This is a genomic window from Kitasatospora sp. NBC_00070 (genome assembly GCF_045041205.1).
In the GTDB taxonomy this organism is placed as follows: Bacteria; Actinomycetota; Actinomycetes; order Streptomycetales; family Streptomycetaceae; genus Kitasatospora.
The window spans coordinates 5,483,386-5,496,976 of the sequence record NZ_CP108247.1; the positions used below are offsets into that span (position 1 = coordinate 5,483,386).

At 71.1% G+C, this 13,591-nt stretch carries 12 protein-coding genes; 6 read left to right on the plus strand and 6 right to left on the minus strand.

Features of this window, described 5'->3' with window-relative positions; all coding sequences use genetic code 11:
* Positions 1–8: 8 nt before the first annotated feature.
* Positions 9–2,105: a transketolase gene (tkt, locus tag OHV05_RS25120; protein WP_405019654.1), complete on the minus strand. Its 2,097-nt coding sequence runs from the start codon at positions 2,103–2,105 to the stop codon at positions 9–11.
* A gap of 446 nt (positions 2,106–2,551) precedes the next feature.
* Here tkt and OHV05_RS25125 point away from each other — a divergent pair, with 446 nt between their 5' ends.
* Complete coding sequence (locus OHV05_RS25125; RefSeq protein ID WP_403036100.1) at positions 2,552–3,493, plus strand: heme o synthase; 942 nt, start codon at positions 2,552–2,554, stop codon at positions 3,491–3,493.
* A gap of 46 nt (positions 3,494–3,539) precedes the next feature.
* Here the strand turns inward: OHV05_RS25125 and OHV05_RS25130 are convergent, their stop codons facing one another.
* Positions 3,540–4,181: a DUF2461 domain-containing protein gene (locus tag OHV05_RS25130; protein ID WP_405019655.1), complete on the minus strand. Its 642-nt coding sequence runs from the start codon at positions 4,179–4,181 to the stop codon at positions 3,540–3,542.
* A gap of 75 nt (positions 4,182–4,256) precedes the next feature.
* Between OHV05_RS25130 and OHV05_RS25135 the strand changes: the two genes are divergently transcribed.
* Positions 4,257–4,595: a hypothetical protein gene (locus tag OHV05_RS25135; RefSeq protein WP_405019656.1), complete on the plus strand. Its 339-nt coding sequence runs from the start codon at positions 4,257–4,259 to the stop codon at positions 4,593–4,595.
* Between the two features lie 56 nt (positions 4,596–4,651).
* Here OHV05_RS25135 and OHV05_RS25140 read toward each other — a convergent pair whose 3' ends face one another.
* Both OHV05_RS25140 and OHV05_RS25145 read right to left on the minus strand, forming a co-directional pair.
* The gene (locus OHV05_RS25140) at positions 4,652–5,644 is read right to left on the minus strand and encodes a COX15/CtaA family protein (RefSeq protein ID WP_405019657.1); all 993 of its coding nucleotides are present in this window, start codon (positions 5,642–5,644) and stop codon (positions 4,652–4,654) included.
* 68 nt (positions 5,645–5,712) lie between these two features.
* Positions 5,713–6,966: an acyltransferase gene (locus OHV05_RS25145; protein ID WP_405019658.1), complete on the minus strand. Its 1,254-nt coding sequence runs from the start codon at positions 6,964–6,966 to the stop codon at positions 5,713–5,715.
* A 423-nt stretch (positions 6,967–7,389) separates the two neighbouring features.
* Between OHV05_RS25145 and OHV05_RS25150 the strand changes: the two genes are divergently transcribed.
* Together OHV05_RS25150 and OHV05_RS25155 are read left to right on the plus strand one after the other, a co-directional pair.
* A complete protein-coding gene (locus tag OHV05_RS25150) occupies positions 7,390–8,649 on the plus strand; it encodes a choice-of-anchor A family protein (protein WP_405019659.1) in 1,260 nt (419 codons plus the stop codon).
* Positions 8,650–8,819: 170 nt separating this feature from the next.
* Complete coding sequence (locus tag OHV05_RS25155; RefSeq protein ID WP_405019660.1) at positions 8,820–9,380, plus strand: LAETG motif-containing sortase-dependent surface protein; 561 nt, start codon at positions 8,820–8,822, stop codon at positions 9,378–9,380.
* On the opposite strand, the gene OHV05_RS25160 is transcribed toward OHV05_RS25155, so the two are convergent.
* Positions 9,381–10,145, minus strand: coding sequence for an ABC transporter permease (locus tag OHV05_RS25160; RefSeq protein WP_405019661.1), 765 nt, complete (start codon positions 10,143–10,145; stop codon positions 9,381–9,383). It abuts the gene before it with no gap.
* Positions 10,142–11,065 carry an ABC transporter ATP-binding protein gene (locus OHV05_RS25165; RefSeq protein WP_405019662.1) on the minus strand — a complete coding sequence of 308 codons (924 nt, stop codon included), beginning with the start codon at positions 11,063–11,065 and terminating at the stop codon, positions 10,142–10,144. Before OHV05_RS25165 ends, OHV05_RS25160 begins: the two co-directional genes overlap by 4 nt.
* A 220-nt stretch (positions 11,066–11,285) precedes the next feature.
* Here OHV05_RS25165 and OHV05_RS25170 point away from each other — a divergent pair, with 220 nt between their 5' ends.
* Both OHV05_RS25170 and sufB read left to right on the plus strand, forming a co-directional pair.
* Positions 11,286–12,125: a helix-turn-helix transcriptional regulator gene (locus OHV05_RS25170; RefSeq protein WP_405021538.1), complete on the plus strand. Its 840-nt coding sequence runs from the start codon at positions 11,286–11,288 to the stop codon at positions 12,123–12,125.
* Positions 12,122–13,537, plus strand: a complete 1,416-nt coding sequence (gene sufB / locus OHV05_RS25175; protein WP_057240325.1) for a Fe-S cluster assembly protein SufB — start codon at positions 12,122–12,124, stop codon at positions 13,535–13,537. Before OHV05_RS25170 ends, sufB begins: the two co-directional genes overlap by 4 nt.
* The last annotated feature ends 54 nt before the right edge of the window (positions 13,538–13,591 follow it).

The following is a 13,591-nucleotide window of genomic DNA, read 5'->3' on the forward strand; positions in this document are numbered from 1 at the left end:
GATGGTGACTAGCGCGAGATGGCCTCGACGGTGCGCAGCGAGGCGCGGGCGGCGTTGGCCACCGCGTCGGCGGTCAGGCCGAACTCGCGGAAGAGCACCTTGTAGTCGGCCGAAGCACCGAAGTGCTCCAGGCTGATGATCCGACCGGCGTCGCCGACCAGCTCACGCCAGCCCTGCGCGATGCCGGCCTCGACCGAGACCCGGGCCCGGACGTTCGGGGGCAGCACGCTGTCCCGGTACGCCTGGTCCTGCTCGTTGAACCACTCGATCGACGGCATCGACACGACGCGGGTCGGGATGCCGTCGGCCTCCAGCTCCTCACGCGCGGTGACCGCGAGCTGGACCTCGGAGCCGGTGCCGATCAGGATCACCTTCGGCGCCGCGTCGCTGGCCTCGGCCAGCACATAGCCGCCCTTGGCGGTGCCCTCGGCGGAGCCGAAGACCTCGCGGTCCCAGGTCGGCACGTTCTGCCGGGTGAGGGCCAGGCCGACCGGGCCCGGGTGGCTGGTCTGCCGCTCCAGGATGGTGTGCCAGGCGACCGCGGTCTCGTTGGCGTCGGCCGGGCGGACCATGGCCAGGCCCGGGATGGCGCGCAGCGAGGCCAGGTGCTCGACCGGCTGGTGGGTCGGGCCGTCCTCGCCGAGGCCGATCGAGTCGTGCGTCCAGACGTAGGTGACCGGCAGCTTCATCAGCGCGGCCAGCCGGACGGCCGGGCGCATGTAGTCGGCGAAGACCAGGAAGGTGCCGCCGAACACGCGGGTCCTCCCGTGCAGCGCGATGCCGTTCATGGTCGAGCCCATGGCGTGCTCGCGGATGCCGAAGTGGATGGTCCGCCCGTACGGGTTGGCCGACTTCAGCGGATTGCCCTCGGGCAGGAAGGAGCTGCCCTCGTCGATGGTGGTGAGGTTGGACTCCGCGAGGTCGGCCGAGCCGCCCCACAGCTCCGGGATCACCGCGCCGAGCGCCTTGAGGGTGTCGCCGGACGCCTTGCGGGTCGCGACCTCCTTGCCGGCCGGGAAGACCGGGACGGCCTTCTCCCAGCCGTCGGGCAGCTCACCGGCGGTGATCCGGTCGAACTCGGCGGCCCGGGCGGCGTCGGCCTCGCGCCAGGCGTGGAAGCCCTTCTCCCACTCGTGCCGGGCGGCCTTGCCGCGCTGCACGACCTCGCGGGCGTGGTTGATCACCGCGTCGGTGACCTCGAAGGTCTTCTGCGGGTCGAAGCCCAGCACCTTCTTGGTGGCCGCGATCTCGGCCTCGCCGAGCGCCGAGCCGTGCGCCTTCGCGGTGTTCTGCGCGTCGGGGGCCGGCCAGGCGATGATCGTGCGCATCGCGATGATGGACGGGCGCGAGGTCTCGGCCTTGGCCGCCTCCAGCGCGTTGGCCAGCGCCGGCACGTCGATGTCGCCGTCCGACTTCGGGGTGACCCGCTGGACGTGCCAGCCGTACGCCTCGTACCGGGCCAGCACGTCCTCGGAGAAGGCGGTGTCGGTGTCGCCCTCGATCGAGATGTGGTTGTCGTCGTACAGCGCGACCAGGTTGCCCAGCTTCTGGTGGCCGGCCAGCGAGGAGGCCTCGGCGGAGATGCCCTCCTCCAGGTCGCCGTCGCTGACGATGGACCAGATGGTGTGGTCGAACGGGGAGGTGCCCGGGGCGGCCTCCGGGTCGAACAGGCCGCGCTCGTAGCGGGCGGCCATCGCCATGCCCACCGCGTTGGCGATGCCCTGGCCGAGCGGCCCGGTGGTGGTCTCGACCCCGGCGGTGTGACCGTGCTCCGGGTGCCCGGGGGTGCGGCTGCCCGCGACCCGGAACGCCTTCAGGTCGTCGAGCGAGAGCCCGTAACCCGACAGGTAGAGCTGGGTGTAGAGCGTCAGCGAGGTGTGCCCGGGGGAGAGCACGAAGCGGTCGCGGCCGACCCAGGCCGGGTCCGTGGGGTCGTGGCGCAGGAAGCGCTGGAAGATCAGGTACGCCGCGGGGGCCAGCGACATGGCCGTCCCCGGGTGTCCGTTGCCGACCTTCTGGACCGCGTCCATGGCCAGGACCCGGGCCGTGTCGACCGTCCGCTGATCCAGCTCGGTCCACTCGAAAACGTTCGGCGTGGTGCTCACCCTGTCTCAGGGCTCCTTCCGTATATGAAGAGTGACCCCGTGAGGGACCGGTCGGCCACGTCGCTGTGGGCCTGACGTCTCGTTGGTTCCGGTCACGGAGGGTTGATCCCGCTTCTCTGTGCGAGCCTACCGCCCGGGCGGACCTTCACCCTGCGTGGCGGGACAACCAGGACTTTCCGGCTCCGATTCCCGAATACCGTGTCACGTGCGGCCCCGTCCTACCCTCGCTCGGATCGGCCCGCTCGGCGCGTCCACGGAGCAAGACGGGGGACGGGGCGGTTTGCGGTGATTCACCCGGCGGTGTGCGGTTCCGCCTCGCCGGAGGACCCCGGGGCCGATCGAGGTATATGGAGCGTCTAAGGTGGCGTGGTACGCGCAGCGCGGACGGATCGGCTCCATCTGGTTCCGAGGACGCCTGTGAAGATTCATCGTGAGTTGGGGTGTCCGTGACCGCCGTTGAATCCCGCCCTGCCGGGGTGGTGGGGACGACTCCCGCGCGCCGGCCGCTCGGGGCCCGTGTCGGGGCGTTCGTCGCACTGACCAAGCCTCGGATCATCGAGCTGCTGCTGATCACCACCGTTCCGGTGATGTTCCTGGCGCAGCGCGGTGTCCCCGATCTGCTGCTGGTGCTCTGGGTGGTGATCGGCGGTTACCTCTCGGCCGGCGGCGCCAACGCGCTCAACATGTACATCGACCGCGACATCGACGCGGTGATGACCCGTACCGAGCGCCGCCCGCTGGTGACCGGCATGGTCTCGCCGCCGGAGGCGCTGGTCTTCGGCATCGCGCTGGCGATCGCCTCGACGGTCTGGCTCTGGCTGCTGGTCAACCCGCTGGCCGCCGGCCTCGCGCTGACCGCCCTGCTGTTCTACGTCTTCGTCTACACGCTGGGCCTGAAGCGGCGGACGGCGCAGAACATCGTCTGGGGCGGCATCGCCGGCTGCATGCCGGTCTTCGTCGGCTGGGCCGCGGTGACCGACTCGGTGTCCTGGTCCGCGCTGGTGCTGTTCCTGGTGATCTTCTTCTGGACGCCGCCGCACTACTGGCCGCTCTCGATGAAGGTGCGGGACGACTACGCCCGGGCCGGCGTCCCGATGCTGCCGGTGCTCAAGGGCAACCTCGCGGTGGCCCGGCAGATCGTGGCGTACTCCTGGGTGATGGTGCTGGTCTCGCTGGCGCTCTGGCCGCTGGCGCACACCAGCTGGCTGTACCCGGTCTCGGCCGTGGTGCTCGGCGCGTTCTGGCTCAAGGAGGCGCACGGACTGCACGCCCGCGCCAAGGCCGGGCTGGTCGGGGCCAAGCTGAAGGAGATGCGGCTGTTCCACTGGTCGATCACCTATCTGACCCTGCTCTTCGTGGTCATCGCGGTGGACCCGTTCATCCCCTGACGCACCGTCGGAGAAGGGCCCTGCCTCGTCGAGGCAGGGCCCTTTCTCATCGCCCGGGCAGCTCGCTCGGGCCGACGTGCCCGTCCAGCCAGGCCATCAGCGGCTGCGAGGCGCGCAGGAAACCGGCGATCCGGTCCAGCGCCCGCGCGGTGCCCAGCCAGGCGGCCGGCTCCCACTCCTGCCAGGCCACCAGGCCCTTGTTGCGCAGCAGTTCGATCCTCGGGTGGTCCTTGGCGAAGCCGCGCGGGGCGGTCTTCAGCGCGTCCCGGCCGTGCACCTTCGGCCCGGCGGCCTCGACGGCGGCGATCACCCGCAGCAGCTCGGCGCCGCTGACGTCCTCGGCCACCGCCGCCCGGTACCGGGCGAGTTGGTCGGTGGCCAGCTGGTACATGCCGTTGCCGCAGGCCAGCCCGTCGGCGGAGAGCTGGATGTAGCCGCCGCCCTGCAGATAGCCGCCGACGTGGGTCTTGTACGGCGACTTGTCGGCGCTGAACCGGACGTCCCGGTTCGGCCGGAAGATCTTCCCGGGCCCGAACTCCGGCTCCAGGGCCTCCAGCAGGGCCGCCATCGGGGCCCGGACGTCCTGCTCGTAGCGCGACTTGTGCGCCTGCCAGAAGATCCGGGAGTTGTCGGTCTCCAGCTGCTCGTAGAACTCAAGGGCCTCGGCGGGCCAGCCTTCGAAGGTCACACCGCCACCCTATGTGGCCTGCTCCACACGCCGCTCCCGTCGCCAGTGCGACTACTCATCGGTAGCATGCCGGACATGAGCAGCGCAGAGACCGCCACCACCGCCGCGCCGGACGCCCGTGCCGAGCGCCGCGCCAAGCGCATCGCCAAGCACATCCGGAGCTTCGCCGAGCAGCACGGCGGCAGCGCCGAGGGCGTCGTCGAGTACGTCGGCGGCATGGCCACCCGGATCGTGCTGGTCGGCGCGGACGGCTCCTGGGGCGACCAGGTCGCCCCGACCTACGCCGTCGGCCGGCGGGCGGCCGAGCTGGCCGGGCTGAAGCTGCACGACGACTTCGAGGGCGAGCTGGCGCTCAGGGTGCGCACCAGCGCCTACGAGTGGAAGCGGATGGCCGGTATCCAGATCGGCGGCTGACGGTACGTCGAAGGCCCGGACCCGGTGATCGGGTCCGGGCCTTCCGCGTCGGTCCGTCAGGCGTCCTGCAGCTCCTGGGCCGGGACGACGGGGGCGGGCAGCTCGGCCCGGCGGCGCAGCGCCAGCGGGATGCGCAGCGCGGCGATCCAGACCAGCGCGGCGCCCAGCATGTGCAGGCCGACCAGGATCTCGGGCGCGTCGGTGAAGTACTGGACGAAGCCGATCAGGCCCTGCGCCAGCAGTACCACCAGCAGCTCCTTCGCCCGGGCCCGGGCGGCCGGCGGGGCCTTGACGGCGGCGAACACGAAGATCGCCGCGATCGCCAGACCGAAGGAGAGGAAGGCCAGGTCGGTGTGCAGCTGGGCCAGCCGGTCGTAGTCGATCGGGATCCGGTACACCGGCTTGCCGTCCGAGCTGGAGGCGCCCGGGTGGTGACCCGCGCCGGTGACCAGCGTCCCCGCCACCACCAGCAGCCCGATCGCCAGCACCAGCACGTTGGCCAGCCGGGTCACCGGCAGGCTCACCAGCGGCTCCGGCGCGCCGTCACCCTCCTTGGCCCGCTCCCAGGTCAGCAGCGCGACCCAGACCAGGCCCAGCGCGGCGATCAGGTGCGCACCCACGATGTACGGGTTGAGCCCGGTCAGCACGGTGATCCCGCCCAGCACGGCGTTGCTCATCACCAGCCAGAACTGCGCCCAGCCCAGCTTGGTGATGCTCCGTCGCCACGGAACGGGGGTCCCCCCGGCCGAGGGCTGGGGGAGGCAGCGGGCCGCCAGGGTGACCCAGGCGACCGCCGCGCACAGCACGTAGGTGAGCATCCGGTTGGTGAACTCGATGACCCCGTGCAGGCCCATCTCGGCCGTCGGGGTCAGGCTGTCGGCGGTGCAGCGCGGCCAGGTCGAGCAGCCGAGCCCGGAGGCGGTGAGCCGGACGGCGCCGCCGGTCATCACGATCACCACGCTCATCACCAGTGCGGCGAGCGCGGCCCGCCGGACGGTCGCGGCGGTCGGCTGCCAGCGGGCGGCGAGGAGGGAGGAGGGGGTATGCACGGGAATCACTGTAATTCGCCTGACAGATGATCAATGCGCACCCCCCTCCGCTGCGCCACCGGCAGGTCTCAGCCGGCCCGGCGGCGGCCCTTGATCCGGCGGGGCCAGGGGAACAGCCGGGGCGAGCGCCCGGCGGCCAGGTCCTCGACCCAGCCGAAGGTCAGCACGAACAGGGCGATCAGTGGCAGCGCGACCAGGAACTGTGGATAGCGGGTGTTCAGCAGCCAGGCCAGGTTGGCCGACGCCCAGTCACTCCGCCAGGCCAGGTCGACGATCGGCACCGAGAGCTCCAGGGCCATGGTGTGCCAGAGGTAGACGCTCACCGCCCGGGCGTTGAGCAGGCTGATCAGCCCGTTCCAGCGTTGCAGCGGCCCAGGCCAGTTCTGCCAGGACGGGCTCAGGTGGAGCAGCAGCAGGACGAAGCCGAACGACCAGACGGCCTGCGCGATCGGCACGCCCTCCAGGTCGCCGATCTCGGTCGGGTCCTCCACCGGACGGCTGCTCAGCCACCAGTAGCCGGCCAGCATGATCAGCGGGGCGATCGAGGGCGCGACGTACTGCGGCAGCTTGCGCAGCAGGCCCTCCTGGTGGGCCATCCCGAGCACCCAGCAGGAGCCGAAGGTGGTGAAGTCGGAGAGGGTCTCCCAGATCCGGCCGTCCTGCGGGACCAGACCGGAGCAGAGCGCCATCGCCAGCGGGGTGAGGATGGTGACCACCGGGAAGCGGCGCAGCGCCTTCAGCATCAGCGGCGAGAGCAGCACGTACCAGAGGTAGGCCCGGAGGTACCAGAGCGGTACCCCGACCTGCTCGGCCCAGCCGGGCTCCAGCAGGCCGCCGAAGCCGGACAGCGTGCCCTCGGCGAACGGCGGGGTGCTCAGCGGCATGATCCAGAAGGCCAGCTTGCCCCACCACCAGCCGGGGTGGCCCTCGGCGTTCGGACCCCAGCCGTCCAGCAGGCTCAGGCCGATGGTGATCACGCCGAACAGCCAGAGCGGCGGCAGCAGCCGGCGCAGTCGGCCGCGGATCACGGTGACCGCGGGACGGCTCAGCGAACGGGCCATCAGCGAGCCGGCCAGCGCGAACATCACGCCCATCGAGGGGAAGACCAGCGGCAGCCAGGCCCAGCTGAAGTTGTGGTAGATCACCACCCGGAACAGCGCCAGCGCGCGCAGCAGGTCCAGGTAGCGGTCCCGGCCGCCCGAGCGGGGCTTGGGGGCGGGCGGCTGCTCGTCCACGGGCTGCGGCGCGACCAGCGGTTCCGGCTGCCGGGGCTGCGGGACGCGGAGCTCCATGGTCTCGATGTGCTGCGGGAACGAGGACACGTCACACCTCCACTACGGAGGCCGAGACCTCACCGGTCCGCCGGGGTGTCCGGTCGGCCGGGACCGGTGCCGGATCGGGGGGCGTGGAAAGCTCGGGAGACATGACGGTTCGGCCCTTCGCGGCGGAGGCAGGCGTCGGGAGAGCCGCGACTGAACCCTGCCCGGCCGACCGTAGTCGACCCCGACGACCTGATTCGGAGTCAATGTCCGCTCTGTACTGGTCTGCGTAAACCTTGTAATCGGATCGAAATTACGCACACCCTCCGACCGGACGTCCGTGGGTTGCCCGCCCGCTCGGCCCCGCCGGGCAAAACGGATGTGCGGGACAGAAAGGGCATTGGTCTTGACCAATGCCCGGGGTGATCGACAGAGTGCGGCCTGAGCCATACCTGTTTGGCCGCACCTACAGCGGAGATCCTGCACATGCGCATATCCGTACCCGCCGCCGCGCTCGCGCTCGGTGGCTCCCTGGCCCTCGGCGCCCTGGTCGCCCCTGCGGCCCTCGCCGTCCCGGCCGCCGAGAACTGCCGCACCTTCGGCACGGCCAACCTCTACGGCGAGTTCGTCGAGGGGAACGACACCCACACCCCCGACGCCGAGGGCGCGGTCGCGATCGGCGGCAACGCCGACTTCACCGGCGGCTTCTCGGTCGGCAACGAACTGACCGCCGACCAGGTCGCCAAGCTCCCGGGCGGCAACGCCCTGGTGGTCGGCGGCAACCTGACCGGCAACGTCCAGGTGATGAAGGGCAACGGCGTCTACGCCGGCACCCTCAACGGCAAGGCCGAGGCGCACGCGGGCACCGTCACCAAGGGCGCCTCGCCGATCGACTTCGCGGCGGAGTTCACCAAGCTGCGCTCGCTCTCCGCCGAGCTGGTCAAGCCCGGTGCGGGGACGATGTCCCTGGACGGCGGCAAGCTGACCCTGACCGGTACGGACGCGACGCTGAACAGCTTCGTCCTCCCGAAGCACATGCTCACCGGGGCCAAGGAGTTCTTCCTCAAGGTGCCGGTCGGCTCCGTGACGGTGATCAGCTCGGTGGAGGACGCCTACGACCAGGACCAGGCCGGCACCACCGGCTTCTTCCTCTGGGACGAGGCCACCAAGAGCTACCTCAACGACGACAAGCTGCAGAGCGCGGCCGGCGGGAAGATCCGCGAGAAGCTGCTCTGGAACTTCCCGAACGCCACCAAGGTGACCAAGAAGAGCGGCAACGCCTGGCCGGGCAGCGTGCTCGCCCCGAATGCCGCCTTCGACCTCGGCAGCGGCGGCCCGGTGAACGGCTCGGTGATCGCCAAGTCGCTGACCGGCAAGGGCGGTGCGGAGACCCACCACTACCCGTTCACCGGCTGCCTGCCGACCACCGTGGTCGAGACCACCCCGCCGGCCACGCCGTCCGCGAGCCCCAGCGGCACGCCGTCCGGCAGCCCGTCGCCGAGCCCGAGCGGCTCGCCCACCCCGAGCGGCAGCGGTTCGCCGACCCCGGGCGGCAGCGGCAGCCCGTCCGCCTCGGTGCCCGGCACGCCCGCCCCGAGCCCGTCGGCCCCCGGCAACGGTGGCGGCGGTCTGGCCTTCACCGGTGCGAGCGGCATCCTGCCGCTGACCGTCGGTGGCGTGCTGGTGCTCGGCGCCGGCGTCGGCATCGCGGTGGCCGCCCGCCGTCGTGGCGCCCGCCGGGCCTGACGCCCCGGCAGCACGGTACGCACACCCGCCGATCGGTCCTGATCGGCGGGTGTGCGTTTTTCGTCAAGTCCGGCAGGTCGTCGGCCGACCGCGGGTAGAGTCCGCCCCCGAAGGTCCGTACGAGGGTCAAAGCCCTTGTCGGACAAGGTCGTTCGGGAGGGAAGAACACGATGGCAAGGCTGCGCGGAATACCCGGCGGGCTGCTCGCGGGCGCGGTGGGGCTGGGGGCGCTCACCCCGCTGCTGCTGGCCGGCAGCGCGGCGGCGCACACCTCGGAGTGGACGCTGAGCTGCGACAAGGTCAGCATCAAGGTGGCCAGCTACAACCCGCAGTTCACCAACCGGATCACCCTCACGGTGGATGGCGAGAAGCTGCTGGACAAGAAGGAGTTCGGCGCCTCGTTCAGCCAGGACTTCCCGGTCAAGGCGCACACCGCGGACCTGCCGGTGGTGCTCACCATCACCACCGACGAGGAGCCGAAGAACCCGGTCACCAAGACCGGCACGGTCACCCCCTGCCCGCCGCCGTCACCCTCCCCGACGCCGACGCCGCCGAAGGTCACGCCCACCCCGGCCCCCTCGGTGAGCAAGCCGGCTCCGCCGAAGCCGACCGGCCCGCAGCTGGCCGAGACCGGCGGCGGCAGCAACGCCGGGCTGATCGCGGCGGCCGGTGGCGGGGTGCTCGTCGTCGGCGGCGCGCTGGTGTTCCTCAGCCGTCGCCGCTCGCGCTAGTCACTCCCAGCGGAAGAACCGGGCCGCCAGGCCCAGGCCGACCGCTGCCCAGGCGCCGAGGATGCCCAGGTCCGCCCAGGGCATCCCGGCGCCGTCCTGCAGGACGGTCCGCAGCCCGTCCGAGAGCGCGCTGATCGGCAGCAGCTCCAGCACCGGCCGGACCGCCGACGGGAACTTCGACAGCGGGACGACCACGCCGCCCGCCAGCAGCAGCAGCACGAAGACCAGGTTGGCCGCGGCCAGCGTGGCCTCCGCCCGGAGCGTGCCCGCCATCAGCAGCCCGAGGCCGGAGAACGCGGCGGTGCCCAGCACCAGCAGCGCCACCACCGAGAGCGGGCTGCCCTGCGGCGACCAGCCCAGGCCGAGCGCGATCACCGAGAGCAGCGCCACCTGGAGCAGCTCGGTGACCAGCACGCAGCCGGTCTTCGCGGTCAGCAGCGCCCAGCGTGGCAGCGGTGAGGCGCCGAGCCGCTTGAGCACGCCGTACCGCCGCTCGAAGCCGGTGGCGATCGCCTGCCCGGTGAACGCGGTGGACATCACCGCCAGCGCCAGCAGCCCCGGCGCCAGGAAGTCGACCCGCTTGCCGGGCCCGGTCACGTCGACCACGTCCACCGCGCTGAACAGCACCAGCAGCACGGTCGGGATCACCACGGTGAGCAGCAGCTGCTCCCCGTTGCGCAGCAGCATCTTCGTCTCGAACGCGGTCTGCGCCAGCAGCATCCGGCCGACCGGCGCGGCGCCGGGCCTGGGTTCGTACGTGGTCATCGGAGCTCCCGGCCGGTCAGTTCGAGGAAGACGTCTTCGAGGCTGCGCCGACGCACCGTCAGGCGTTCGGGCATCACCCCGACCGAGGCACACCAGGCGGTCACGGTGGCCAGCAGCTCCGGCCCGAGCGGGGCCTCCACCCGGTACGAGCCGGGGGTCGGCTCGGTGGCCGAGGCGCCGTCCGGCAGCACCTTGTGCAGCGAGCCGAGGTCGAGCCCGGCCGGGCCGTCGAAGTGCAGGCTGCTCTCCGAGCCGCCCCGGCAGAGCTGCTCGACGGTGCCTCCGGCGATCACTCGGCCGCCGTCCACGATCGCCACCTCGTCGGCCAGCTGCTCGGCCTCGTCCAGGTGATGGGTGGTCAGCACCACGGTCACGCCGTCCCGGCGCAGGTCGCGGACCAGCTCCCAGGTGGCCCGGCGGGCCTGCGGGTCGAGCCCGGCGGTGGGCTCGTCCAGGAAGACCAGCTCCGGGCGGCCGACCACGGCCATCGCCAGGGCCAGCCGCTGCTGCTGGCCGCCGGAGAGCCGGCGGTAGGTGGTCCGGCCGCAGGAGCCGAGGCCGAGCCGCTCGACCAGGGCGTCCACGTCGAGCGGGTGGGCGTGCAGCTTCGCGGTGTGCCGGAGCATCTCGACCGCACGGGCGCCGGGGTAGACGCCGCCGGCCTGGAGCATCACGCCGACCCGGGGGCGGAGCGCGGCGGCGTCGGCGACCGGGTCGAGGCCGAGCACCCGGACCGTCCCGGCGTCGGGGCGGCGGAAGCCCTCGCAGGTCTCGATCGTGGTGGTCTTCCCGGCGCCGTTCGGCCCGAGCACGGCGGTCACGGTGCCGCGCCGGACGGTCAGGTCGAGCCCGTCCACCGCCGTCTTCGGCCCGTACCGCTTCACCAGGCCGGTCACCTCGACCGCAGGTTCGCTATCCATGCCCCGGAGTCTATGAGGCCACCCGTAGGGGCTGTCTCCCGGTTCCCGTCGGATCAGGGAGACAGCCCCTACCACCCCTACCGTGGGCCGGGTTGATCGTTTGCGCAGGTCAGGCAACAGGTCAGGTAAGGCTTACCTGCGTGATTGACGCCACCGAGGCGTCGTGGATCACGGGTTGTCCCTCTGGAATGAATTACGCAACAATCGTGTTGTGAAAAACATGCGCGAGTACGCCCAGCAGCCGGAGGCCGAGTCGGCCCCCGGTTCTGTGCTGCCCGCAGGCGAGGGGGACGGCCACCGGGCCACCCGGGACAGGGTCGCCCGGTCGATCCTCGACCACGGTCCCTCCTCCGCCGCCGACCTGGCCACCCGGCTGGGTCTGACCTCCGCCGCGGTCCGTCGGCACCTGGACGGCCTGGCCGCCGCAGGGCTGGTGGACGCCCGTGAGCAGCGGGTCTACGGCAGTCGTGGCCGGGGCCGCCCGGCCAAGGTCTTCGCGCTCACCGAGTCCGGCCGGGACGCCTTCTACCAGGCGTACGACCAGCTCGCGGCCGACGCGCTGCGCTGGATCTCCGAGGCGGTCGGCGGCGGCAAGGCGGGCGAGGAGGCGGTCACCGCCTTCGCCCGGGCCCGCTTCGGCCGCCAAGGCGAGCGCTACCGCGACGCACTGGAGCAGGCCGGGGAAGGCACCCGGACGGAGGCGCTCGCGCAGGCGCTGAGCGCCGACGGGTACGCTGCCACGGTGCGGCGAGTGCCCTCGGGAGCCTCTCCGGCGGCTCCGGTCGGCGCCCAGCTCTGCCAGCACCACTGCCCGGTCGCGCACATCGCCGAGCAGTTCCCGCAGCTCTGCGAGGCGGAGACCGAGGTCTTCTCCCAGCTCCTGGGCACCCATGTGCAAAGGCTGGCCACCATCGCCCACGGCGACGGGGTCTGCACCACCTATGTGCCGGCACCCGGTGCCGCATCGTCAGCAGGCGTCCGCCCGCTGCCCGGTGCAGTGCCGACTGCCGGTACGTCTACTCCATCCGAACCTGCGTCCGCGCGGAGGAACCTCGCATGACTGACACCGTTTCGCACCCCGAGCTCGATGGTCTCGGCACCTACGAGTACGGCTGGTCCGACCCGGACGCCGCCGGTGCCACCGCCAAGCGCGGGCTGAGCGAGGAGGTCGTCCGCGACATCTCGGCGAAGAAGTCCGAGACGGAGTGGATGCTCAACCTGCGGCTCAAGGGCCTGAAGCTGTTCGGCAAGAAGCCGATGCCCACCTGGGGCTCGGACCTCACCGGCATCGACTTCGACAACATCAAGTACTTCGTCCGCTCCACCGAGAAGCAGGCCGAGTCCTGGGAGGACCTGCCCGCCGACATCAAGGCGACGTACGACAAGCTCGGCATCCCGGAGGCGGAGAAGCAGCGCCTGGTCGCCGGTGTCGCCGCGCAGTACGAGTCCGAGGTGGTGTACCACCAGATCAACGAAGAGCTCGAGGCTCAGGGTGTGATCTTCATGGACACCGACACGGCGCTCAAGGAGCACCCGGAGCTCTTCAAGGAGTACTTCGGCACCGTCATCCCGACCGGTGACAACAAGTTCGCCGCGCTGAACACGGCGGTCTGGTCCGGCGGCTCGTTCATCTACGTGCCGAAGGGCGTGCACGTCGAGATCCCGCTGCAGGCCTACTTCCGGATCAACACCGAGAACATGGGCCAGTTCGAGCGGACGCTGATCATCGTCGACGAGGACGCCTACGTCCACTACGTCGAGGGCTGCACCGCCCCGATCTACTCCTCGGACTCGCTGCACAGCGCCGTGGTCGAGATCATCGTCAAGAAGGGTGGTCGGTGCCGCTACACGACCATCCAGAACTGGTCGAACAACGTCTACAACCTGGTCACCAAGCGCGCCGTGGCGTACGAGGGCGCGACCATGGAGTGGGTCGACGGCAACATCGGCTCCAAGGTCACCATGAAGTACCCGGCCGTCTACCTGATGGGCGAGCACGCCAAGGGCGAGACCCTGTCGATCGCCTTCGCGGGCGAGGGCCAGCACCAGGACGCCGGCGCCAAGATGGTGCACATGGCGCCGAACACCTCCTCCAACATCGTCTCCAAGTCGGTGGCGCGTGGCGGCGGCCGGACGTCCTACCGCGGTCTGATCGAGATCGGCGAGGGCTCCAAGGGCGCCAAGTCCAACGTGCTCTGTGACGCGCTGCTGGTCGACACCATCTCCCGCTCGGACACGTACCCGTACGTGGACGTCCGCGAGGACGACGTGTCGATGGGCCACGAGGCCACCGTCTCCAAGGTCAGCGAGGACCAGCTCTTCTACCTGATGAGCCGTGGCATGACCGAGTTCGAGGCGATGGCGATGATCGTCCGTGGCTTCGTCGAGCCGATCGCGCGTGAGCTGCCGATGGAGTACGCGCTGGAGCTCAACCGGCTGATCGAGCTGCAGATGGAGGGCTCCGTCGGCTGACCGGCCGTACGCAGTCCACCACCGCATCCCTTAGGAAAGAGAGCAACACGACAG

Excerpts from the sequence above, each read along its gene's own strand:
- OHV05_RS25135 (WP_405019656.1), top strand. The coding sequence starts at position 4,257 with ATGAGCAGCGCAGAGACCGCCACCACCGCCGCGCCGGACGCCCGTGCC.
- OHV05_RS25150 (WP_405019659.1), top strand. The coding sequence starts at position 7,390 with ATGCGCATATCCGTACCCGCCGCCGCGCTCGCGCTCGGTGGCTCCCTG.
- OHV05_RS25155 (WP_405019660.1), top strand. The coding sequence starts at position 8,820 with ATGGCAAGGCTGCGCGGAATACCCGGCGGGCTGCTCGCGGGCGCGGTG.
- OHV05_RS25160 (WP_405019661.1), bottom strand. The coding sequence starts at position 10,145 with ATGACCACGTACGAACCCAGGCCCGGCGCCGCGCCGGTCGGCCGGATG.
- OHV05_RS25165 (WP_405019662.1), bottom strand. The coding sequence starts at position 11,065 with ATGGATAGCGAACCTGCGGTCGAGGTGACCGGCCTGGTGAAGCGGTAC.
- OHV05_RS25170 (WP_405021538.1), top strand. The coding sequence starts at position 11,286 with ATGCGCGAGTACGCCCAGCAGCCGGAGGCCGAGTCGGCCCCCGGTTCT.
- sufB (WP_057240325.1), top strand. The coding sequence starts at position 12,122 with ATGACTGACACCGTTTCGCACCCCGAGCTCGATGGTCTCGGCACCTAC.